The organism is Aquisalinus flavus (assembly GCF_014640095.1).
GTDB classification, from domain to species: Bacteria; Pseudomonadota; Alphaproteobacteria; order Caulobacterales; family Parvularculaceae; genus Aquisalinus; species Aquisalinus flavus.
Map to the genome: position 1 here is coordinate 443,270 of NZ_BMGH01000001.1, position 19,769 is coordinate 463,038.

Here is a 19,769-nt window from a genome sequence, read left to right on the forward strand (position 1 = left end):
TGGAGACGCGGGATGATGCGCATCCGCTTGACCGGCCTTTTCGGCACCTGCCTGCTTCTGACAGGATTGCTCATTGCCCCCATCGCGGCGCAGGATCTCTCCGGTCTCACCCCCGAACAGCGCCGCGCCGTCGAACGCCTGCAGGCGCAGGGCGTCGAGCTGCAACAGGTCGACGGCGCCCAGTCCTTGCGCCCGCAGCCGGAACAGGCCGTGCCGTCCGCGGGCCGCATCCTCAAGACACCCGACTTCCTGAAGCCGCAGCGGGCAGGGGAGATTACCGGCCTCAATCTCGATCGCACGGCACGCGACGCCGATCTGCCCTATCTCACCTTCGGCCAGGTCTTCACGGCAGGCGACATGATCCCCGGCGACCATCTCGCCATTCGCGTCGGCGACCGGCTTTTCCCGGTGCAGGCCGATGTGAAGGCGGCCCATGGCGATGGCTCGGTGCGCCACGCCGTCCTGACCGCCGACCTCACTGGCCTCGACCGGGGCCGCCACAAGGCGATGCTGCTGCGCGTGCCTGCGGGGCCTGCCACACCGCACAGCGCCAGCGACCGCAGCCAGCTCACCGTCAGCATTGTCGGGCGCCGCGCCGATCGCAGCGAGTTCGCCGGCCAACTCGACCTCCTGTCGCTGTCCGCCCAGCGCGGCACGTCCTGGCTGTCCGGGCCGTTCGCGCGTGAGCAAAGCCATACCAAGCAGATCGGCCCCTTGCTGAGCGTCCGCGCAGATCATCGCGTCTATGCTGGCGGCGCGGCGCGCACGCGGCTGACCTTCGAGAACCACAAGACCTTCGCCCCGGGCATGCGCGACATGACGTACACGGTCATTGTCCATGATGGCGATCAGGTCATCGCGCGGTATGACGATATCGAGCATTATCGCGGGTCGAACTGGTCGACGGTGATCGAGACCACCGCGCGATCCGGCTGGCGGGTCGAGCAGGACCCCGCCTATCTGATCGCGGCGGGCGCGGTCATGCCGTTCGATCTCGGCTATGGCGTCGCCGAGACGAAGATCGCGGCGGACCTCGCCGCCCTCGCTCAGGATACGGATGTGCTCACGCCCGGCCTGCTTGAGCCTTACATGCCATCGACCGGCGGGCGCGCCGATATCGGCCCGCTGCCCGCCTGGGACGTGATGTGGCTGAAGAGCCAGAGCGCCAGGGCCGAACAGCTGATGCTCGCCATGGCGGGCCGGGCCGGGGCAATCCCGTGGCATTACGCGGAAGATGCGACCGGCCTGCCGGTCAAGGTCGAAGGCCGTCCATGGTTCTGGGCCGAGGATCGCGGCACCGAGGAATGGCGCGGCGATGACCGGATCCCGTCGGCTTATTTCATGGGCTCCGATGGCGGCTGGTCGCTCGACACCGCCCACAAGCCGTTGATGACCTACACCGCGTATCTCGCAACGGGCGACGCCTATTTTGCCCGCGAGCTGGCCCACGAGGCAGCCTGGGTCATCGCCGCGATCTGGCCGGATCTGCGCAATGTCAACGCTCCCGGCGAGCCGATGGTCGGCGAGGAATTGCAATTGCGCGGCCGCGCCTGGGCCTTGCGCGATGTTTCTGCCGCCGCCTTCCTGCTGCCGGATGGCGACCCGATGAAGGGCTATTTTCGCACGGCGCGTGACATCTCGCTCACCCATATGAAGCGCAAATATATCGACAGCGGCTTCCTCGATGCCGCCGGGGAGACAGAGGGCTGGTTCGAGGATACATCCTATTCCATCGCTGGCGCCGTGCCGCCATGGCAGAATGATTTCATGGTGATGGTCCTGGCGCATGAGGCGCTGCGCGGCTCAGCCGATGCTGCCGCCCTCGTTCGATGGGCGGAAAACTATCAGGCCGGGCGCTTCCTCGCGACCGGCGCCTCGCCCTCGGCAGGGGCCGCCTATGCCCATATGCTGAACGAGCCGGGCACCCAGTCCCCTGTCGGATCGTGGATGCGCGCAATGGCGTTGACCAGCGTTGACCCTGCCTATCTGAACAATTTTCCCGATGATGGCACGGGCTATGTGGTCAGTGCCTATGCGGCGCTGGCCATGACCCATGCCGTCACCCGCTCCCGCGTCAGCCTCGACGCGGCGGAGGCGCTGGCGGTTACCCAACGCGACAGCCGGCTGTTCGATCCGTCCAACGCTGCTGGCATCTATACCCGGCCGCAATTCCTGATTACTTATCCGGCTGCGGGAAACAGGGTTAACACGCGGTAAGTATTGCAGGATCGGCTCTGTGCGACACACAAGCTTTACAAGAAATCCCTTGCAGCCTTCGGCCTTTTCGGTCATAGGAAAAGGGCAAATCGGGAATAAGCCCCCGTGTTGTTTTGGCCACGCCTGCCAAGAAGACCAGTTCTACCGGCCAGACTTGAAGACGACCCAAGACAATTTTGCGACTTGAAATCGGGCTCGCCGCCCCAGTCTTGAGGAGACTTCAAATGGCATCTGGAACCGTAAAATGGTTTAACACCGAAAAAGGCTTCGGCTTCATCGAACCGTCTGATGGTGGCAAGGACGTATTCGTCCACATCTCCGCCGTTCAGCAAGCCGGCATGCAGACCCTGAAAGAGGGTCAGAAGGTTTCTTACGACCTCATCGAAAACCGTGGCCGTCAGGCCGCTGGCAATCTGATTGCCGACTAAGCCGACCGTCTGCCAGACGAAACGCAAGCAAGGCGCGGGAGAATTCTTCCGCGCTTTTGTTTTGTCTGGAGCATCGGGCATGGCCGTATCCGCCAGGCGGCTGTGGCAATTTTGCATAACCCCATCTTTTTGCTCACTTTGTCAAAAATCCTTCGCATAGAATCAGCTAGGTTGCGAATGCAGGGTTAGAAGGGTAAATTCACCCTTCAGATCAGAGGAGTGCTCGGGTTCAGCTATTCAACTGACACCAGTTTGCGTCGCCGCCATTGCGTCCGGCCCCCTGTACGGGGATTGAGCCTGGGACCGAGCGGGAGACCTTTCCCTGACACCACAAGACATGGTTTTAACAGGGAAGGGAGACGCTGAGATGCAGGTGATCCGGCATGCACCTGATGGCTGTCCCGCCCTGGTCCTGAACGCCGATTTCAGACCGCTGAGCTATTTTCCGCTGTCGCTATGGTCATGGCAGGATTCCCTGAAAGCGGTGTTCCTCGACCGCGTCGACGTCGTCGCCGAATATGAAACGACGGTGCGCTCGCCGAATTTCGAGATGAAGCTGCCCTCGGTCATCGCGCTTCGGCAATATGTCAATCATGCCCGCACGCCGGCCTTCACCCGGTTCAACGTGTTCCTGCGCGATGCCTTCTCGTGCCAGTATTGCGGTGATACCAATCGCGACATGCTGACCTTCGACCATGTCATCCCGCGCTCGCGCGGCGGCAAGACGACATGGAGCAATATCGTTGCCGCCTGTTCGCCCTGTAACCTGAGAAAGGGCGGTCGCATGCCGGTACAGGCGAAGATGCATCCCTATCATGCGCCGCGGCAGCCAAGCATGTATGAGCTCAATGAAAAGGGCCGCGCCTTTCCGCCGAACTATCTGCACGAGAGCTGGCAGGATTATCTCTACTGGGATGTCGAACTGGAGCCGTAGGCGGCCTCTTTCTCGTCGACGGCCGCCATTTTTGCGACATGGCCATGCTGGACGTCATGACCGTTATCGCCATCATCCTCTCCGGCAGGCTTGAAGATCAGGTAGCGGTAAATCCCGACGCAATTGATCACGAACAGCACGCCGTTCTGGATCGCCAGCGGCGTCTCGCTCGACAACAGGGCGACGACAACCCAGCATACCGATGAAACGGTAAACACGATGAAGCCGAGACCGGTGATCCGGGCACCGAGATTCAGCGACACCGTAACCGCGGCAAAGATACCGGTAATCGTCGCGCTCCATTCAAGCAGGCTTTCCGTCATGTGCATTCCGTTCTGGCTGACCGGTCATGAACACCAGCGCAGGGTCCCGGTTCATGAAAAAAGCCCCGCCGGTCCGGCGGGGCTTGTCTCGGCGTCTGTTTTACAGCGTGATTACCAGCCGCAAGTACGATCGGCGTTCTGCTCTTCCAGCCATTCGTTCAGCGGCGCGAAATAGGCGATGACGGCGGAGCCATCCATCTCGCGCGTACCGGTGAACATTTCCAGCGTGTCGGGCCAGGGCTGCGACTGGCCCATTTCCATCATCGCGTTGAAACGCTCGCCGACTTCCTCGGAGCCATAGAACGAACAGCGGTGCAGCGGGCCTTCCCAGCCGACCTGGTCGCAGGCGGCCTTGTAGAACTGGAACTGCAGGATATGGGCGAGGAAATAACGCATATAGGGCACGTTGTTCGGCACGTGATATTTCGAGCCGGGGTCGAACGCATCGGCCGGGCGCTCGTTCGGCGGGCGGATGCCCTGATATTCCTCGCGCAGATCCCACCAGCCCTGGTTATAGGTTTCCGGTGTCAGTTCGCCGGCGAAAACCTGCCAGCGCCATTTGTCGACCAGCAGGCCGAAGGGCAGGAAGGCGACTTTCTCGAGCGCCTGCTGCATCAGCAGCTCGAGGTCACCTTCCGTGCCCGGAACGTCGTCGAGCAGGCCGATCTGCTGCATGTATTCCGGCGTGATCGACAGGGCGATCATGTCGCCGATCGCTTCGTGGAAGCCGTCATTGGCGCCGTTCTTGAACAGGTGCGGCTGGTCCATATAGGCGCGCTGATAGAAATTGTGCCCCAGCTCGTGATGGACCGTACGGAAATCTTCCGCACCCACCGTCATGCACATCTTGATGCGCAGGTCTTCGCGGTTGTCGAGGTCCCAGGCCGACGCGTGGCAGACCACTTCCCTGTCTTCGGGCTGGACGAATTGCGAGCGCTCCCAGAATGTCTCCGGCAGTGGTGCGAAGCCGAGCGAGGTGAAGAATTCCTCCGCCGTTTCGGTCATCGAGACCGGCGTGTAATCGGCCTCGACCAGCAGGGCGTCGAGATCGATCGACGTCATGGTCGCCGGCGTCTCGGGTTTCACGCGGGGATAGGTCGAGCCCCATTGCTGGGCCCACATATTGCCGAGCAGATCGGCGCGGATCGGCTGGTCGAGCGGCACGATCTCGTCGCCATATTCCTCGTTCAGCTTGTATTTCACATGGCATTGCAGGTTTTCATAGAGCGGACGGACCTGGCCCCACAGCCGGTCGACCTCCGCCGCGAAGGCATCGGCGTCCATGTCATAGCCCGAGCGCCACATCTGGCCGACATCGTCAAAGCCGAGCTCGCGGGCGCCGGCATTGGCCAGTTCGACCATCTGCGCATATTCATCGCGCGACGGCTTGGCCTGCTCGCGCCATTTGGTCCACACCTCTTCCAGCTTGGCCGGATCGGTCAGGTTGCGCATCAGGAGTTCCGTTTCGGCCTGAGGCACGGTCTCACCCTCGAACTGGATCTTGCCGGTGGAATAGGCAGAGGACAGGGCGGTGTTCAGCTGCGCCAGTTCCTGCGCCGCGCCATCGCGCGACGGCGCGGGGATCGTGATGCCGCCGCGCAGGATGTTCATCTTGCGCTGCAGGACCGGCGGCAGGTCGAGATCCTGGAAGCGCTTCGTGCCATTGGCGAGATCGACCGACAGTTTGGTCGAGGCCGCGTCGATATCGGCATAGGCCTGCTCATGCTCGGGCGTGATATCGGTCGAATAGGTCCAGGCGATGACCGAGGCGCGCTCCGACATCTCGGCCAGCTTCGCTTCAGCATCGGCGACGAAGGCTTCGGCTTCTTCGACGGTCGGTTCGCCAGCAGCTTCGCGCGTTTCTTCGGTCGCTGTTTCGGCGGCGTCAGTCGTCGTATCATCCTCGACCGCCGGTTCGGAACAGGCGATCAGCGCCAGCACGGATACCCCGGCCAGTGCTTTGTACAGTGTCTTGTTTCCTGAAATCATGGACTGTCCTCTGAATGGCTTTTCAGCGGTGGCCGAATGCCGACCCGCAGAATGTCGCGCGAATCTAGCACGATATGCTGACCGGCGCAAAAGCCCGGTGCAGAAGACGCGGTAACGAGGGACCTGAACCAGCCGGTATTATGCCGGCCTCGAGGGACCGGCATCAGGCGATGGATCCTGGCGCGCGGGATCGTCTTGCGGCGCGATACCGTCTTCAGGCGGATGATTGCCCGGCGTCGGCCCTGCCGGATCCTCGCTCGGCGCCCGCTGTTGCGGCGTGCTACCGGCCACTTGCTGCGGCTGCGGCGGGACCGCAATGGCTGCGGGCGCCGATGCCTGAGCCGTTGGCGGAGCCGGATTTGGCGAAGGCTGATAGGCGCGCGCTTGCGTCTGCTGCGCATGATATCCGGCAATCGGGTCGGCGAAGGTCCTGTCCTCCTGCACGCGCAGAACGACGGTGCCTGCCATCATGTCGTGCAGGGCCTGTTTTCTCTTGTTGAAGAACACAAGCAGGAAGCCGATGAACAGAAGAATGGTCGACAGCCATTTGCTGATATAGCGCAAGGCGGCCTTGCCCACCGAAATACGCTGCCCGCCCATGTCGGCGACCTTCAGCCTGCAAATCATCTTGCCGACAGTGCCCTGCGTCGGAGAACTCTCCATGAAGATGGAATAGGCGGCATCAATGATCAGCGGCGCCAGTGGCAACAGGATCGGCACGATCAGAAACAGGACCGAGCCGATACTCGTTGCAATCGTGACGATGATGAAATCGATGAGGAAGGCGAGAGCTCGCCACCAGAACCCGCCATAGCCGTAGCGGACATTCCCTTGCTGATCAGCAACTTGCTGCAAGGATTCGGACATCACTTCTCTCCCCATGCGATCCGCTCGTTGCATCAAAACTAGGTCGGTTTCCCCAGGCTGGCAACATGTCAACGCAAGACGTGATCAGTTTTCCTTATTGAAAGCCGGGCGAATATTGGTCAACAATGGTCGCAGGCAGGGGAGGGTCAATCATGTATTTGACAAAAGTGTCACAAATAAAGGCGCCCGGCAGTTCCGGTGTGCTCCGCATGGTGGTGCTCCTGCTGGCATTCCTGGCCGTGGCGGCGATGATCGCCCTGGTTGTCACCCGAGCCCAGCACACCGCTCTCCAGAGCCTTGCGCCAAGCGCGGCGCTGTCCGCGGCAGCGGCGGAATCACCGCTGCAACGCGTTTCCTATCAGCAGAGCTTGCCGGATATGATCACGCAGGATGTGGTGGACGGGCTCGGCCTTGATCCGTCGCTGGCCGCGCTTGCGGGCGGGCTGATCACCGGACGGGACCTGATCGAATGCGATAGTGCCGTCGGCGGTGCTGACATTGCCCGCTCCGAGGCCCTGGGCCAGAGCCTCGCCGGCACGCTCGGGCTGTCGGCGTCGCCGATGTTCGGTTTCCTCGCGGTCAACGTCGTCAAGCGTGCCCGGTGCGGATGGATTCTCGAGGATGAAGGCCTGCCATGGTTCATGAAGAACGAAATTTTCTACGCCTTGTGCGCAGCCGCCCTGCTGGTCCTGTTCAAGGATCTCCTGCTCGGCTGGGTCCCCATGCTCAAGGCGCCGATCGACGGCCTGGAGCAGATCCTGAAGGTCGCCCTTGCCGTGATCACGATACCGACGATCGCGACTCTTTTCACCGCGACGGCGAGTGGCGGTTTGCTGGATGTGTCAACCGCCCAGAGCGGCATGCGCGTCGGCCCCTCGACGATGCCCGCGATCACGGCGTCACTGGAGGCGGGCCCGGCCGGGCAGTCCCTGTCGCTGGTGGGCGCCCGCGCCGGCGGCGGCTATTCCGTGGTCAAGGCGTCGCCGCAAAAGATGCCACAGGCACAATCACCTGACATCACCCGGCTGGCAGAGCCGGGGGCCGGAGGGCGCTTCTGGCTCAACTTCCTGCTGGCTGCCGGCGGGTTGTTCGCCACGCTTGTCATGTGGGTCTCGGCCGGGTTCATCGGTGGTCTGGTCATGCTGGCGCCGATCCCCCTGTTTGACAGTCTGCTACGAAGCGTGCGCGGTGGCCTGATCATCGGCCTGATGGCCCTGGCCGTTCTCGCGCCTGTCATTGCGTTGATCGCCGGGCTTGTGGTTTTTGCCTTTGCGCTGTGGCTTTTCCCGTGGGCATTTCGCCTCATGTCCTTCGGTGTCATGAATGCCGCCGATTTCCTGCCTTTCCGTCTGGGGGCCGGCAATGGCGCGCGCCGCTGGGACCGGGCATTTTCCGGCCAGGGGCTGCGGGAACTGCCGCGGCGCACGGCCGGGCGGCTGGTTGCCGATGCCCAGTCCGGTGCGCTTGTATTCAGCTACTCGCCATTCTTCATTCTGCCACGCCGGGCGGTCAGAATCGACGACAAGGCGGTCCTGACGCTGGTCGAAGGCATCTTGATGCCATCCCTGAGGCTCGGCTTTTCCGGCACCGGGCCGGCGGCCTTCCTGTTGCCTGCGCGCTACCGCAAGCGCGGCAGCGAACTTGCCGTCAGGCTCGGCCTCGCTTACAGCGAGAAACAGCTCGACGGTACCGTCAGTGTAAAGATGGCTCGATAACCGCCAATGGCGCCGGCCTCGGCTGATCTATAGCTTTTCCGAGACCCGGATCGCGAGATGACATCCGGCCTGGATCACGCCTTTGAGCAGGCCATAGCCGGGTGTCTCCTCGGCCCCTTCGGCGAGGGCGGTATCCTTGTGGCCGATCTCGTCGGCGCGGAATTTCAGAAAGCGGTCGCGCATTTCCGGGTCGGTATCGCCGACTTCTTCCGCCTGCGCCTTATAATGTTGCTCGATCACTTCTTCCACGGCGCTGGTACAGGCCATGGCGGCCTTCTCGCCCATCAGGGCCGTGCCCGCGCCGAGCGCAAACCCGGCAACATCCCACACCGGCGCAAAGATCGTCGGGCGCGATCTGTGCTCCATCAGCAGCCTGTCAAAGGCGTGCAGATGCTCATATTCGCCTTCTTCCATCTCCTTCAGCAGCCCGGCGATGCGCGCCTTGTGCGGCAGCTTGTCGAATACCGCGCGCTGGCCCTTGTAGATCTGCACCGCGCCATATTCCCCCGCATGGTCGACGCGCAGCATCTCGCGGATGCGCGCGGCGCGCGGGCCGGGCCGGTTCAGATGCGGGCTGTTGGCGGGCGGCGTCTCGTCAATAAGCGTTTCGCCGGTAGGGGTGTCATCGGTCATGATATCTATCTAGTCGCAGATGGCGTCAGCGCAAAGCGTTCGTCGCGCAGGGCGCGGACCATGCGCACCGTCGCCCAGGCCGTCAGCCCCGCCAGCGCCAGGGAGAACAGCGCATTGTACCCGGCCATGGATATGCCGAGGAACCGCCACGCCGCGTCGGAGCAGGAAACCATCGGCGCGCCGCTTTCCAGCTGGGCGAACAATTCCTCCGGCGAATTGATCATTGCCCCGCCGGAACAGGTCGCCGGGCCCGGCCAGAATTTCCACTCCACCCCGGCGTGATAGGCGGCGAGAACGGCGCTGAAAGCATAGATGAGGGCGGTGACGCCAAGACTGGCGGCAACCGCGCGGCTCGCCTTGAAGAAGCGCCAGATAGCCAGCGTGATCAGCGCGGCGGCGAGCGCCGTCCAGTGGGCCTCGCGCTGGTCGAGGCAGAGCATGCACGGGGCCAGCTTGCCGAAGCGCTCGAACGCATGGGCGCCAGCCAGCAGCAACAGACTGCCCGTCGCGGCAACGCCGGCAGCGCCATAGGGCGTCAAGAGCTTCGTCAAACGCTTGTCCATGGGGTCAGTCTAGCCAAATTTCCGGCCCTGCCTAGGAGCCTTTCGTCACAGGTAAGTGCGAGACTCCGGCGATGGTTCGGAAAGGCCCCTAGAACAGGTTCAGCAGCCAGTCCTTGGCAAAGCTGATCGCTTCGGCCCCCAGAAAGACCAGCAGGAACACCCAGATGATCCCGATGGCAAGGCCGAGGATGATCAGCAGCCCGTCGCGCTCGATCAGGCCGAGCGCGGCCACGGCAACACCGATGCCGGGCGTGGTATTGGTCAGCGGCAACGGCACGAGGATCGAGGCGCAGGGGATCAGCAAAAGCGCGCCGACGATGCGCCCGCCGATCCCGTCGGAGATCGCCCGGAGCCGGGCATGGGACAGCCGCTCGATCCAGCCGAGATAGCGCTCGGCCCGTTCCACCGTGCCCCGCATGCTGACGATCTCGAATTGCCGGTTGGCGAGCCGGCGCGGCAGCCATGGTGCCTCGCGGCCCAGCGCCAGCTGCGCCGACAGCGCCAGCATCGGCAGGGCGACGATCTGCGGCAGGATATAGACGAAGGGCAGGCAGCACGGGATCGCCAGCAACAGCAGCATCAGGCCATAGGCGCGCTCGTCCAGCGCATCGATCAACTGGCCCAGCGTCGCCTTCGGGCCCTTGGTCGTGTCGCTCTCACCGGTCTGGGCACTGGCGCCGGAAATATCCTCCGTCGCCGAGGGCGGGGCAGGGGCCGCTGCCATCGCCTCGCTGGCGAGCATGTCGAGAATCGCCTTTAGGCGCTGCGTGGCACCAACGGGGCTGGCGTGAAGGTCGGTCATGGGCGGCGTGGGCCTTGCGGCCGGTCCTTGTGGCTGGTGAGGGACTTCTCATAAAGCAATCCGTTTGTGCTGCAAAGCGGCTGCTTGACGTTTGCCCCTGAACCCGCCAGAAAACCTGTTCGCTATTGGCTTGCCCCTGTGGCGGAATTGGTAGACGCGCGTGACTCAAAATCTCGTTTCTTCGGAAGTGCCCGTTCGAGTCGGGCCAGGGGCACCATCATTTGACGGTCTGCCGAAGGCAGATCAAAAACGCCAGTGACGTTTTTGAAGTCAAATGATGCTCCGGCAGGAGCCGAGCTGGTCTTTTGAGAGCCTAAAACTCCCGGCCTACCCACAGGCGCAGATCCGTATCGCTCGCGGCATCCGACATACCCAATAACACGCTGCCAACCACCGACCATTCCTTGTTGACGGGCAAGGATGCGAAAGGGCCGATCTGGTGGCTCTGGTCCTCGAAGGAGCCTAAACCCTCCGTAGTCCCATAATTGTTGAAAATTTCCACGCCCGCTTGTGCGCCGCCGGCGAATTTGCGGGCGATATTGGCGCGGGTCTGGAGATATATACCGTCTTTCGCGTCCTCGCCGACATCGACGGCGCTCATCACCAGAAAGCGGGTCGACCAGCCATCCGACAGCTTGATCTGGTTGGTCCAGTTCGCACCGAGCTGACCGGGCCGGTTGTCGTCGCGCCAGCGCGCATCGAACCGGAACCCGCTCTGCCAAGTGCGTTCATCGGGCGTTACCTGCCAGAAAAGCTGGCCCTGCAGGTAATCGAAATCGAGGCCGCCGCCCGGCCGGTCATTGGCCTGCGCCACGATGCGCCCTATCGTCGAGCGATTGATAGCCTTCTGATAGTGAAGGCGGTGGGCGATGGAATCATCGCTGCCGTTCGAATCGGGCACCAGCCCGAACCGGTACTGCGCTGATCTGTGCCCCTCATTGACGACAGGCCCGAATACACCGCCGGTTGTCTGTGCCATGGAAGGGGTCGTTGCAAGCAACCCCGCAAAACCTGCGATGGCAGTAGCAACTGCCCGCGATCTCTTCTGCGCCGATGATATGCCGACCATATGCTGTCCCTCTTTCCCGTTTTCTCTATATCCTAGAGGAGAGCTGGAGACATCAGACATGACATTTTTGCAATTTCTCATGCCGGCGATAGTGACGGGCCTGGTGAGCGTGTCTGCCGTTGCTGAACAGAACGATACGCCCGCCGCGCGGACTTTCTATCTCGGCTCTGACCTGTCCTATGCCAACGAGATGGATGATTGCGGCGCTGTCTTCCGGCAGGACGCAGAGGTGAGGGACGTCTACGAGATTTTCGCCGATGAAGGCAACAATCTCGTCCGCCTGCGTCTGTGGCATGACCCGCAGTGGACGGACTATTCAACCCTCGATGACGTCAAGCGCTCTATCGCCCGGGCGAAGGCGTCCGGCATGCAGGTGCTGCTCGACTTCCATTATTCCGATGACTGGGCCGATCCGGGTGACCAGATCATCCCCGCCGCCTGGGCCGATATCGAGACCGATGAGGCGCTGGCCGAAGCGCTTTTCGCCTATACCCGCGATACATTGATCGAGCTGCGCGAGGAGGGCCTTTCGCCCGACATGGTGCAGGTCGGCAATGAAACGAATACTGAAATTCTGCTGCCCGCCAACGTGCCGGAAGACACCCCCGTCAACTGGACGCGGAACGTGATGCTGCTGAATGCCGGCATCAGGGGCGTGCGCGAAGCCGGCAAGCTTACCGGCCACATGCCCGCAATCATGCTGCATGTCGCCCAGCCGGAACATCTCGAGACCTGGTTCGACGATGCGTTCGCCGCGGGCATTCTCGATTTCGACTATATCGGCATGAGCTATTACCCGAAATGGTCGAGCCTCGGCATGGAGGAGATGGGCCAGACCCTGCGCCGCCTGCGCCACAAATATGGCAAGGAGGTCATCGTCGTCGAGACAGCCTATCCATGGACCCTGGAGGCGGACGATGCCGCGCCGAATATCCTCAACGAGGACTCGCTCATCCCGGCCTATCCGGCGACGCTGGACGGGCAAAGGGCCTTCTTGACCGAGCTGACCCAGACCGTCATCTCGAATGATGGATCCGGCGTCGTCTACTGGGAGCCGGCCTGGGTCGCCAATGGGTGCTCGACCCGCTGGGGCGACGGTTCCCACTGGGAGAACAACGCCTTCTTCGAGTACGGGGGGACCAATGCCCATTCGGGCTTTGATTTCTTCACCCATGAGTATGAGCAGCCGGTACAGGTGACATTTGTCTTTGCGCCACCGACTGACTATCAGCATGGCGATATGCCCCCGCTCTATTTCTGGGCGAGCTTTTTCGAGGGGAAGGATTTCACCGTCGCGCTGGAGCCTGAAAATGGCGGCTATCGTTATGAGGCAAGGCTGCCAGCAGGGGAGGCCATCAAGTATCGATTATTCAAGTCACCGGACTTAACCGACCCCATAATCATGGGATCAGACATGACTGATCAACCGGCTGAGTTTGTTGTTGGTGACGGGACGCTTGGGAAACACGGGGTCGCTGTGAGTATTTTTCCCTAAGTCCCTAGAGTTCTTCAGACTCCAGCCCGGTGCGCCTCAGTTCCTTCTGGGCCTTGCGCGAGACGATGATCGTCACCGCCAGCGTGGCGACCAGCCCCACCCCCAGAAGCGCCCATTTCGCCGGACCGGTTTCCTCGCCACTGCCGGCAGCAGCACCGACCGAGGCGATCCACACGTAAAGAAGCGCGCCCGGCATGATCCCGAAAAAGGTCGCGAGGGCATAGGCGGAGAATTTCACCTGCGTCACGCCGAAGAAATAGTTCTGCAAATTGAACGGCACCAGCGGCGACAGGCGCATCAGCCCGACGATCTTCCAGCCCTCAGCCTTGATCGCCCGGTCGATCGCCGCGAAAAGCCGGCTATTGGCGGTGCGTTTCTCGACCCAGCCGCGGGCGATGTAGCGCGAGACAAGGAACCCGCCACAAGCACCGAGCGTGGCGCCGACCATCACCGGGAAGAAACCGGTCAGCCCGAAGGCAATCCCGGCGGCAATCGTCAGCGGCGAGCCGGGCGCCAGCAGGATCGTGGCGATGGCATAGATCAGCGCGAAGGCGACATAGCCCCAGAGGCCGAGACCATCGACCCAGGCGCGCAGCGCTTCCAGCCACGCGCCCAGCGGCAGCAGCGCCCATGCAGCAGCGAGCGCAGCGACGACGAGAAGGCCGCCGGCCACTTTGAGCCATTTCGCTGCGCCGCTTTGGCCAGCGTCATTGTCGGGTGTCGATGTCATGTCGATGTCAGTCATAGGGGCGATTTTCCTGTACGGCGAGTCCCGATGACACCCGGCCTATCACGGGCATGACGGCGCGAGACAATCGCATTCGCGTGAAAGCTGCCGTGATCGGGCCAAATGGCTCGCAATGGCCTACACAAAGCCGCGATCACCGTGTAAAAGCCCGCAAGAGTGACGGGAGTGCCGAAATGACCGAGTATGATTTCTATCAGGTTGATGCGTTTACGGATAAAATCTTTGCCGGCAATCCGGCGGGGGTGATGCCGCTGACCGAATGGCTGCCGGACGAGACACTGCAGGCCATCGCCATGGAGAACAACCTCGCCGAGACGGCCTACATGATCTCAAAGGGGAATGGCCAATACGATCTGCGCTGGTTCACGCCGGGCTCTGAAGTGCCTTTGTGCGGCCATGCGACGCTGGCGACAGCCCATATTCTTTATACGGAATTGGGTGAGGCGGCAGAGACGATCACCTTCGATACGATGAGCGGGCCGCTCATGGTCAGCCGCCAGGGCAATGGCTATGCGATGGATTTCCCGGCCGACGAGGCCCGTCCGCTGAAGAATGTCCCGAGCTTTCTGATCGAGGCGCTCGGCGACGATCCGGCGGAAATCCTCGCCGGGCAGTATATTCTCGTTGTCTATGAAGACGCCGAGACCGTGCGCGGGCTGAACCCCAACATGCTGCTGCTCGACAAGGTGCGCACCGAACGCGGGCGCGGGGCGGCGGAGAATTGCGTCTGCGTCACCGCGCCCGGCGACAGGAAGGAGGGCGGCGGGGGGTACGACTTCATCTCGCGCTTCTTTGCGCCCGGCGTCGGCATCAACGAAGACCCGGTCACCGGGTCTGCCCATTGTCTGACCGCGCCATATTGGGCGGGCAGGCTGGGGCGCGATGACCTGCAAGCCTTTCAGGCATCGCCGCGCGGCGGCATCGTCAAGTGCCGTGTCGAGGGCGACCGCGTCATCCTCTCCGGCGATGCGGTGACCTATCTGCGTGGCCGGATCAGCCTCTGAAGGCCGCGCGCGCCGAACGTAATCTGTTTCGTCCGCGCGATGGCGAGCCCGATCAGGATCGCGACCAGTCCGGCGATGAATGTCGGCTTCAGCGGCTCGCCGAAAGCGCTCATGCCGATGATGATGGCGACGACCGGCGTTGCATAATTTGTCAGCGCCATGAAACCCGCGCCCGCCTTGCGGATCAGCGTGATGATCAGGATCGCCGCGATCGCCGACGGGAACAGGCCGAGGAACAGGATCGCCAGCCATGACAGGGCGCTGACCGCGCTCCAGTCCTGGCCCGAGACAAGGGCGAAGGGCGTTGCGGCAACGGCAGAAGAGAGCATCACCCCTGCGGCGAAGCTGCGTGCCTGCATCTCCGGCGCCCGCCGGGTCAGCACGGCATAGATCGCATAGCAGACAACAGCGAGGATCATGGCCCCTTGCGCGATCACGTCAGCGGACAAGATATTGGCAATGGCGGCCGGACCGATCAGGAAGATCACGCCCGTTGTCCCGAGGACAAAGCCGGTTACCTTGCGCACTGTCAGTTCCTCGTCAGCGAATATCCGGGCAAGGATGATCGTGACCAGCGGCATGAACGCCATGTAGATACCGGCAAGCATGGACGAGACGGTCTGCTGGGCGAACGGGAACAGGGTAAAGGGGATGGCGTAGCCGATCACGCCGCCCGCCATCATGAATCGCCACTCGGTCGAGACGGTCCAGCCTTTTCCGCTGCCCTCCTGCCGCCGGATGAAGGCGGGCAGGCGCCGCCCGGTGGCATAGGCATAGGCGAGCAGGAACAGCGCCGCCGCCCACAGCCGGCCGGCGGAGACCGTGCCGGGCAAGGCGGTGGCAACCGCCAGCTTGATCCCGGCAAAGGATGCCCCGCCGATCAGCGTCAGCACGCCGAGCAGCAGCCAGTCGCGCAAGGACGGGTCCGCCGGTCGGGCGGGTGCCGCCGGTGTGTGCTGGTCGGTGGGCTCGGCGATATCGCTCATGGCCCGCCCCTAGGCCTTTCCGCGTTTCTTGGCAATAGAGCCGGCCTGTCCGCCGGAGGATCGCCCCCTGTGCGCTGTGATCCGGGCCTATTGCTACGCATCCTACTATATATTACGATGCGTAATATGAAGACGCTTACGCCGTTGAATTACGCCCTGCTTGGACTGCTCAATCGCACGCCGCTAACCGGATATGAAATGATGCAAGTGTTCGAGACCACGCCCCTTGGCGGCTATTCGTCGAGTCCCGGCGCGATCTATCCGGCGTTGAAAAAGCTGCGGCAGAGCGGCCTTGTCGCCGTTTCGGGCGACGGCACCAGCGGGCGTGGCGACGCGCTTGCGATAACCCCCGACGGCAAGGCGGCCTTGAAGGCCTGGCTGCTGGCGCCTTTGCTCGTCAAAGCCGGCGGCATCGACTTGTCCGGACAGATGCTGAAATTCACCTTCACCGGCGATCTCCTGACCAGACGCCAGCAGATGGCGTTTCTCAACCGGCTGGAAAAAGCCATCACTCGGGCCATCGACGCGCTGGCGGCAAGCCGCGAGCGGATGCGCGACACGCTCACCAGCCACGACCTTCTCGCGGTGGAAGCAGGGCTGTTGCAATACCGCGCGGCGGCGGACTGGTGCGCGCTTGCCAGGCAAACCCTCTCGAAAGGAAAATGATCATGCTGCGGACTTTCATCTTTACCGGCCTGCGTCTTCTCGGCTTTGTTCTGGCGCAGGCTGCAACGCTCATGGTCCTGGGCGGCGTCTTGATGGCCGGTGTCGCCGGTGACCTGCCGGCGACGGGCGAGCCTGCGGACCCCGGCACCCAGCTTGCCGGCATGCTGTTGATGGTCGCCGCACAGGGCATCGCGCTGATGGCGCTGATGCATCACCTGTCGCTGGGCCGCCTGCAGGCCTTCCTCCTCGCCGCCGCGATCGCGGTGACGACCGGAACCGTCCTGACGCAGATCGACTCTTTTGTCTATTTCGACTGGTTCCGCTCCGAACTCGGCTGGCGCATCGTTGCCGTGACAGCCCTCACCGGTATCGCCGGGGCGCTGTGGGCGAGCCTCCTGTTCCCGCGCAAGGGGCAGGGCGAGGCGGGGCTCGCCTCGATCGGCACGGTCCTTCTCCCGGTCCTGCTCATCGCCATCCTCCATATCGCCGTCTATTACGGCGTCGGCTATGTCGTCGTCTGGGTGAATGACGAGGCCCGCGCCTATTACGAGGGCGGAGAGCTGCTGCCATTCTTCACGCATATGGCCGATGTCGCCGCAACCAGTGCCTGGATATTCCCCGTGCAGCTGGTGCGCGGTCTGTTCTGGGCCGCTGTCGCCGTTCTGGTCTATCGCCATGGCCGTGGCCCCCGGCTGCGCTTGAGCCTGACCATCGTCGCCCTCTACTTTGCCTATCACGCCATGCCGCTGGCCGTGCCGAACGGCTTCATGCCCGAGGTGGTGCGTGTGCTGCATTTCATCGAGCTTGCCATCACCGCGATCGTCATGGCTGGTCTGGCCCATCTGCTTCTGCGGCCCGGAGGGCAAACGCGCAGCTAGAGTATCGTACGCCCGGCCGGGCGCATGAAGATGCTCTCCATCATTGGAGTAGATCAGCCTTTAGTGTTCAAATGATTCCATTTGACCGCAGGCTGATCTAGCGTGTTTGCACCGTTGGCAGCTTGCGTATCGTGTTGACTTGCTGGAGATGTGTGCTGACCGTTTTCAGGAACTGGGTCTTGTCGAGCGGTTTCAGGATCACATCGGTCAGCCCCATGCGCAGATAGGTCGCGCGATCCTGCACCGCCGTTTCACCCGTCAGCGCGATGACCGGCAGGCTCGCCCACCGGCGCGTATTGGCCCTGATCCGGTTGATCGTCTCGGTACCGTCGAGAACCGGCATTTGCAGGTCGAGCAGGACGAGGTCGACGTCATTGGTCTCCAGAATGTCGAGAACGTCCTGACCGTTCGCGGCATGAAGCACGCTCACCCCATGCGGCTGCAGGAACAGGTCTGCCACCATCCTGTTCGACTGGACGTCATCCGCTATCAGAATGGTCGCCCCCTTGAGGCGGCGAAGGGCGGCATTATCGAAAACCCGGCTCTGCGATATCGATGTGGCATCGGCGATATGCGCCTCAAACTGCAACCTGAACGTCGAGCCTTCCGGCGAGGAACTGTGCAGCGTCAGGTCGCCGCCCATCAGGTGCGCGAGCTTTCGGCTGAGCGACAGGCCGAGCCCGGTGCCGCCATAGGCGGACGCGATACTGGAGTCCGCCTGCGTGTAGTCGGCGAAGAGGATATCCCCGGCCTGTGCTTCGATCCCGATGCCTGTATCGCTGACATCGATCACGATCATGCCGGCCCCGGTCTCATCCAGCGGCTCATAGCGTGCCCTTACTTCTACTTGTCCGCTGTCGGTGAATTTCACGGCGTTGGACAAGAGGTTGTTGAGGCACTGGCCCACGCGAATCTGGTCGAATACCAGGCTTGCCGGCACCGCCTCGTCATGCAAAGCGTTCAGCCCCAGGCCCTTCTGCGCCGCGGCAGGACGGAAGAGATCGAGCGAATGGCCGATGACCGCTTTGAGATCGTTGCTGGTCGGGTTCAGTTCCATCTTGTCGGCTTCGAGTTTCGACATGTCCAGAACGTCGTTGAGCAGGGTCAGCATCATCTTGCCGGTATCGTGGATGATTTCGGCCTTGTTTCTTTGCTCGTCTGTCAGCGTGTCATCGGCCATGGACTGCGCGATGCCCATCATGCCATTGAGCGGTGTACGGATCTCGTGGGACAGGTTGGCGATGAAGGCTGATTTCAGCGCCGAGACCCGGTGGGCAGTTTCGCGCGCCGCTTCCAGCTCGGCCTGTTCTTCCATGCGCGCGGAGATGTCCCGCGTGATCATGACCAGCCCGGCGACATCCCCGTCCAGGTCGTGCCACGGCTTGACCTCCCACATCATCCAGCGGACCGTCCCGTCCGCGCGTTCGAAGCGGTCGGCATCGGACCGTTCCGTCGCCCCGGCGAGGCAGCGGGCGTGGACGTCCTTCCAGCTTTGCGGGATTTCGGGGAAGACGTCGTAATGGCTCTCGCCGATAATGGCGTCGCGCTGAAGGCCATAGTCATTGAGCCAACGGTCGCTGACTTCCAGATAGCGCAGGTCGCGATCGAACATGGCGATCGCGATCGGCGCGCTGCGCGCGAAGGCTGTCAGCCTGGCGCTGCTCTCGCGCAGGCAAGCGGCGTCCTCGCGAATATGGATCGCAAAGGAGACAATGCAGGCCATGCCCAGCATGATCGTGCTGATCACGACCACGCCCGATGCAATCGTCAGCATTCGTTCATTATGCGGAGACTCGATGATCAGCCCGTTCAGATCGAGGACAACAAGCCCGACGGCAAGCGCGATTGCCACCAGTCCGCACACGACCGTGGCCCTCAGGCCGACGAAATAGCCCGCGGCGATCGGCGCAACGATCAGCAGCGGCGCGAGATAGCCGTCGATGCCGCCATTTATATAGGCGCCGAAAGTAGCGCCAATGATCGCCGTGATGATGAAGGCAAGCGCGTGCGGTTTCAGGGATGCGGCGCGACGCGAGGTCACGGCGAGAAGCCCGAAGATCACGCTGATCGCGAGGGCCACGAAAACGCCGACACGGACGGTGGGAAACAGCGCCAGCGCCGCCATGGCGTATAAGGCGATCATGATCGCAAACAGGCCGGAAAGAACAAAGAAGGCCCGGTGCGCTGCCGTACCGGGCAAGGTATCGCCAGCCCATAGGGGGCCAGTCGTTCTCTTGGCCTGTGCAAAATGGTTCTGGGTACTCTTGAAGGGCACGATGATTTATCCCGAAGCTGGCCGCACCTTGCCGCAAAACCTTTAAGGAATTTGAAATCATCGTAATTTTACTGCGGTTGGCGCAGGCAGGGCGGGTTGAAACAATCTGTCAGGAAATATTCGCCCCGCGGGCAGAAACTTCATTTGACTCTGTCGTGACACCTGCCATGTTCCGCG

Annotated in this window: 18 protein-coding genes and 1 tRNA gene; 9 read left to right on the plus strand and 10 right to left on the minus strand. The window is 62.5% G+C overall.

What is annotated here, in order from left to right:
- Positions 1-12 precede the first annotated feature (12 nt).
- From IEV88_RS02065 to IEV88_RS02075, 3 genes are all read left to right on the plus strand, one after another.
- A complete protein-coding gene (locus IEV88_RS02065) occupies positions 13-2,217 on the plus strand; it encodes a hypothetical protein (protein ID WP_188159631.1) in 2,205 nt (734 codons plus the stop codon).
- 224 nt (positions 2,218-2,441) lie between these two features.
- On the plus strand, positions 2,442-2,645 hold the full coding sequence (locus tag IEV88_RS02070; RefSeq protein ID WP_188159632.1) for a cold-shock protein: 204 nt from the start codon (positions 2,442-2,444) through the stop codon (positions 2,643-2,645).
- A gap of 367 nt (positions 2,646-3,012) precedes the next feature.
- Positions 3,013-3,579, plus strand: coding sequence for an HNH endonuclease (locus IEV88_RS02075; protein ID WP_188159633.1), 567 nt, complete (start codon positions 3,013-3,015; stop codon positions 3,577-3,579).
- Here IEV88_RS02075 and IEV88_RS02080 read toward each other — a convergent pair.
- From IEV88_RS02080 to IEV88_RS02090, 3 genes are all read right to left on the minus strand, one after another.
- Entirely contained in the window at positions 3,552-3,902 is a 351-nt protein-coding gene (locus tag IEV88_RS02080) for a hypothetical protein (protein ID WP_188159634.1), read from the minus strand. The two genes, IEV88_RS02075 and IEV88_RS02080, sit on opposite strands and share 28 nt — an antisense overlap.
- 111 nt (positions 3,903-4,013) lie before the next feature.
- Positions 4,014-5,891 carry a M2 family metallopeptidase gene (locus IEV88_RS02085; RefSeq protein WP_188159635.1) on the minus strand — a complete coding sequence of 626 codons (1,878 nt, stop codon included), beginning with the start codon at positions 5,889-5,891 and terminating at the stop codon, positions 4,014-4,016.
- A 138-nt stretch (positions 5,892-6,029) separates the two neighbouring features.
- Positions 6,030-6,758 (minus strand): RDD family protein, encoded by a 729-nt coding sequence (locus IEV88_RS02090; RefSeq protein WP_188159636.1) that lies wholly within the window; start codon positions 6,756-6,758, stop codon positions 6,030-6,032.
- A gap of 152 nt (positions 6,759-6,910) precedes the next feature.
- On the opposite strand from IEV88_RS02090, the gene IEV88_RS02095 reads away from it, so the two are divergent.
- Positions 6,911-8,473 carry a hypothetical protein gene (locus IEV88_RS02095; RefSeq protein WP_188159637.1) on the plus strand — a complete coding sequence of 521 codons (1,563 nt, stop codon included), beginning with the start codon at positions 6,911-6,913 and terminating at the stop codon, positions 8,471-8,473.
- Positions 8,474-8,500: 27 nt separating this feature from the next.
- On the opposite strand, the gene IEV88_RS02100 is transcribed toward IEV88_RS02095, so the two are convergent.
- From IEV88_RS02100 to IEV88_RS02110, 3 genes are all read right to left on the minus strand, one after another.
- Positions 8,501-9,106, minus strand: coding sequence for a demethoxyubiquinone hydroxylase family protein (locus tag IEV88_RS02100; RefSeq protein WP_188159638.1), 606 nt, complete (start codon positions 9,104-9,106; stop codon positions 8,501-8,503).
- A 5-nt stretch (positions 9,107-9,111) separates the two neighbouring features.
- Positions 9,112-9,669: a disulfide bond formation protein B gene (locus IEV88_RS02105; RefSeq protein WP_188159639.1), complete on the minus strand. Its 558-nt coding sequence runs from the start codon at positions 9,667-9,669 to the stop codon at positions 9,112-9,114.
- A gap of 88 nt (positions 9,670-9,757) precedes the next feature.
- Positions 9,758-10,471 (minus strand): exopolysaccharide biosynthesis protein, encoded by a 714-nt coding sequence (locus IEV88_RS02110; RefSeq protein ID WP_206711318.1) that lies wholly within the window; start codon positions 10,469-10,471, stop codon positions 9,758-9,760.
- 132 nt (positions 10,472-10,603) lie between these two features.
- On the opposite strand from IEV88_RS02110, the gene IEV88_RS02115 reads away from it, so the two are divergent.
- Positions 10,604-10,688, plus strand: a tRNA-Leu gene (locus IEV88_RS02115).
- 96 nt (positions 10,689-10,784) lie between these two features.
- Here the strand turns inward: IEV88_RS02115 and IEV88_RS02120 are convergent.
- The gene (locus IEV88_RS02120; protein WP_188159640.1) at positions 10,785-11,450 is read right to left on the minus strand and encodes a hypothetical protein; all 666 of its coding nucleotides are present in this window, start codon (positions 11,448-11,450) and stop codon (positions 10,785-10,787) included.
- Between the two features lie 148 nt (positions 11,451-11,598).
- Here IEV88_RS02120 and IEV88_RS02125 point away from each other — a divergent pair, with 148 nt between their 5' ends.
- Positions 11,599-13,035, plus strand: coding sequence for a glycoside hydrolase family 53 protein (locus IEV88_RS02125; protein WP_188159641.1), 1,437 nt, complete (start codon positions 11,599-11,601; stop codon positions 13,033-13,035).
- Positions 13,036-13,039: 4 nt separating this feature from the next.
- Here IEV88_RS02125 and IEV88_RS02130 read toward each other — a convergent pair whose 3' ends face one another.
- On the minus strand, positions 13,040-13,780 hold the full coding sequence (locus tag IEV88_RS02130; protein WP_188159642.1) for a TVP38/TMEM64 family protein: 741 nt from the start codon (positions 13,778-13,780) through the stop codon (positions 13,040-13,042).
- A 176-nt stretch (positions 13,781-13,956) separates the two neighbouring features.
- On the opposite strand from IEV88_RS02130, the gene IEV88_RS02135 reads away from it, so the two are divergent.
- Positions 13,957-14,787, plus strand: coding sequence for a PhzF family phenazine biosynthesis protein (locus tag IEV88_RS02135; protein WP_188159643.1), 831 nt, complete (start codon positions 13,957-13,959; stop codon positions 14,785-14,787).
- Here the strand turns inward: IEV88_RS02135 and IEV88_RS02140 are convergent.
- Positions 14,760-15,773: a DMT family transporter gene (locus tag IEV88_RS02140; RefSeq protein WP_188159644.1), complete on the minus strand. Its 1,014-nt coding sequence runs from the start codon at positions 15,771-15,773 to the stop codon at positions 14,760-14,762. The genes IEV88_RS02135 and IEV88_RS02140 overlap by 28 nt on opposite strands.
- Before the next feature lie 126 nt (positions 15,774-15,899).
- On the opposite strand from IEV88_RS02140, the gene IEV88_RS02145 reads away from it, so the two are divergent.
- Both IEV88_RS02145 and IEV88_RS02150 read left to right on the plus strand, forming a co-directional pair.
- Entirely contained in the window at positions 15,900-16,439 is a 540-nt protein-coding gene (locus IEV88_RS02145) for a PadR family transcriptional regulator (protein WP_188159645.1), read from the plus strand.
- 2 nt (positions 16,440-16,441) lie between these two features.
- Positions 16,442-17,317, plus strand: a complete 876-nt coding sequence (locus IEV88_RS02150; protein ID WP_188159646.1) for a hypothetical protein — start codon at positions 16,442-16,444, stop codon at positions 17,315-17,317.
- Between the two features lie 97 nt (positions 17,318-17,414).
- Here IEV88_RS02150 and IEV88_RS02155 read toward each other — a convergent pair whose 3' ends face one another.
- Positions 17,415-19,592 carry a hybrid sensor histidine kinase/response regulator gene (locus IEV88_RS02155; RefSeq protein ID WP_188159647.1) on the minus strand — a complete coding sequence of 726 codons (2,178 nt, stop codon included), beginning with the start codon at positions 19,590-19,592 and terminating at the stop codon, positions 17,415-17,417.
- Positions 19,593-19,769: the final 177 nt, after the last annotated feature.

Coding starts and splice junctions, on each gene's coding strand:
- IEV88_RS02065 (WP_188159631.1), top strand. CDS start 13: ATGATGCGCATCCGCTTGACCGGCCTTTTCGGCACCTGCCTGCTTCTG.
- IEV88_RS02070 (WP_188159632.1), top strand. CDS start 2,442: ATGGCATCTGGAACCGTAAAATGGTTTAACACCGAAAAAGGCTTCGGC.
- IEV88_RS02075 (WP_188159633.1), top strand. CDS start 3,013: ATGCAGGTGATCCGGCATGCACCTGATGGCTGTCCCGCCCTGGTCCTG.
- IEV88_RS02080 (WP_188159634.1), bottom strand. CDS start 3,902: ATGACGGAAAGCCTGCTTGAATGGAGCGCGACGATTACCGGTATCTTT.
- IEV88_RS02085 (WP_188159635.1), bottom strand. CDS start 5,891: ATGATTTCAGGAAACAAGACACTGTACAAAGCACTGGCCGGGGTATCC.
- IEV88_RS02090 (WP_188159636.1), bottom strand. CDS start 6,758: ATGTCCGAATCCTTGCAGCAAGTTGCTGATCAGCAAGGGAATGTCCGC.
- IEV88_RS02095 (WP_188159637.1), top strand. CDS start 6,911: ATGTATTTGACAAAAGTGTCACAAATAAAGGCGCCCGGCAGTTCCGGT.
- IEV88_RS02100 (WP_188159638.1), bottom strand. CDS start 9,106: ATGACCGATGACACCCCTACCGGCGAAACGCTTATTGACGAGACGCCG.
- IEV88_RS02105 (WP_188159639.1), bottom strand. CDS start 9,669: ATGGACAAGCGTTTGACGAAGCTCTTGACGCCCTATGGCGCTGCCGGC.
- IEV88_RS02110 (WP_206711318.1), bottom strand. CDS start 10,471: ATGACCGACCTTCACGCCAGCCCCGTTGGTGCCACGCAGCGCCTAAAG.
- IEV88_RS02120 (WP_188159640.1), bottom strand. CDS start 11,450: ATGGCACAGACAACCGGCGGTGTATTCGGGCCTGTCGTCAATGAGGGG.
- IEV88_RS02125 (WP_188159641.1), top strand. CDS start 11,599: ATGACATTTTTGCAATTTCTCATGCCGGCGATAGTGACGGGCCTGGTG.
- IEV88_RS02130 (WP_188159642.1), bottom strand. CDS start 13,780: ATGACTGACATCGACATGACATCGACACCCGACAATGACGCTGGCCAA.
- IEV88_RS02135 (WP_188159643.1), top strand. CDS start 13,957: ATGACCGAGTATGATTTCTATCAGGTTGATGCGTTTACGGATAAAATC.
- IEV88_RS02140 (WP_188159644.1), bottom strand. CDS start 15,773: ATGAGCGATATCGCCGAGCCCACCGACCAGCACACACCGGCGGCACCC.
- IEV88_RS02145 (WP_188159645.1), top strand. CDS start 15,900: ATGAAGACGCTTACGCCGTTGAATTACGCCCTGCTTGGACTGCTCAAT.
- IEV88_RS02150 (WP_188159646.1), top strand. CDS start 16,442: ATGCTGCGGACTTTCATCTTTACCGGCCTGCGTCTTCTCGGCTTTGTT.